The following is a 1,657-nucleotide window of genomic DNA, read 5'->3' on the forward strand; positions in this document are numbered from 1 at the left end:
CCCCCCTGACCATCTTCCGTATGATATCTGTACTGGGGAATTCTAAAATGGCCATCATCTCAGGACCATCTTCCCCTGATAATTGCTCAAGGGTATTGTATCGTCCTACCGGTTTACCGCCATTTTTGCCAAAAATCTGCATTACACTTCCCAGATATGTCTGAAGTTCATTTTTATATTGGTTGTTGACCGAAGCATTTATTACTAAAAAGGCCTGACTGTTTTCCATAGTTAAAGAATTAATCGTTGTTGATATTAGTGATTGGTGCGCCAATTAATCCGACAATATTATGGATGACATCATGGACTTAGCGTCCTATAGGGGTCAACTTTTTGCCTATTTGGTTCAATCTGAATTTAGTGGGAGTTAGTCCGTATCTTTCCTTAAATTTTTTAGAGAATTGATGGGCAGTTTTAAAACCAATTTCATCAGAAATTTCATTCATCGAAAGTTCAGAGGCACTTAATAACCCCTCGGCTCTTTTTAGCCTCTTTGAAAGAATATAATGGGCTGGAGTATCTTTATAGATCAATCTAAACTTCCTTTTGAATGTTGAGACGCTCATATTTGATAATATAGCCAAATCATCAATTGAAATGTCGTTATATAAATGGGATTCTACTATGGCTTTGAAAGTGTTAGTCCTTTCGGCAAATAGATTTCTTAGCAGTGTAGAAACCTCAGGAGCCTTTTTTGATTGAAGCAACAATAAAAAGATCTCCTTTATTTTAACATGTAAAATATCAATATTGAATCGATGTTGATTCTCAAGATATAGGTTGATACCAGCGATGTAATTACCAAGTATCACACATGGTTTAGCAGTCACAATTTCGGTTAAATTATCATCCCTAATTGCAGTGAGATAAACAGGAAGTTGATGAGAGAACGCGAAGTGATTGACTCAAAAATCACTCTCCCTTTTAATTCTATATTCTTGTGGTCAATAACCATTGGTTTTTCTATTAAAGGGCTACATTATATGGGCAAACTCCCCAGCGGTTTTTCTTGATTCAGAGAAAACAGTCATCTAAAATAGTAAAGTAATTACAATTTTAGTTTGATTGTCGTCAGATGAAGCAGAATGATTCAAACAAACAGGAGATTGTGTGGTGGTTGTTATCATTTGAACTTATTTGATTTTTTTTGGGAAGCACAAGCTACCATTAAGATGGCTATTGCTCCAGCTGCGAATGTTTTTACTATTTTTTTCATCATTATATTTTCACTGTTTAGACGCAGGTACTGATTTATTCCATCAGGATTTTTTATGGATAAAAGCTATTTCCGTTTGAAAGGGAAGAGAAATATATGGTTATCGTATTCGTTGTTAACTGGATGATGATTTTTTGGACTTCTATCAAGTGTTTAAATTGTGGGTGTTTTTTCAAGAAAGTCTGAAATTCAGATTACTATTGGAGAATTCAACAGGAATACAAATGCGCAAATCGAGTTTGATTCGAAAGGTACTCATAGGGGTGTTATATTTTTTTCTGTTCCTTACCGTATGTGCCTTATCAGGCACTGTAATAAGAACGCTTAAGGGTAAGGTCGAACGAAACCAGGTAAATACCTCAGATACAAAATGGTTTGGCGAGAGCTATGGTTACGCACCACATCCGGCTGATTTTGATGGAGCGGTGATACAGGTTTATG

The 1,657-nt window shown here is 35.8% G+C and carries 3 protein-coding genes; 1 reads left to right on the plus strand and 2 read right to left on the minus strand.

The window, feature by feature from the left end; translation table 11 throughout:
- Together RLO81_RS00980 and RLO81_RS00985 are read right to left on the minus strand one after the other, a co-directional pair.
- Window positions 1-229: DUF1330 domain-containing protein (locus tag RLO81_RS00980; protein ID WP_350105921.1), on the minus strand; the 229-nt coding region annotated here is incomplete at its 3' end.
- 79 nt (window positions 230-308) lie between these two features.
- Window positions 309-830, minus strand: a complete 522-nt coding sequence (locus RLO81_RS00985; RefSeq protein ID WP_350105924.1) for a helix-turn-helix domain-containing protein — start codon at window positions 828-830, stop codon at window positions 309-311.
- 610 nt (window positions 831-1,440) lie between these two features.
- Between RLO81_RS00985 and RLO81_RS00990 the strand changes: the two genes are divergently transcribed.
- The coding region (locus RLO81_RS00990; protein ID WP_350105927.1) for a hypothetical protein at window positions 1,441-1,657 on the plus strand (217 nt) is incomplete at its 3' end.

The sequence above is a fragment of the Fulvivirga sp. genome (assembly GCF_040220315.1).
Taxonomy (GTDB): Bacteria; Bacteroidota; Bacteroidia; order Cytophagales; family Cyclobacteriaceae; genus Fulvivirga.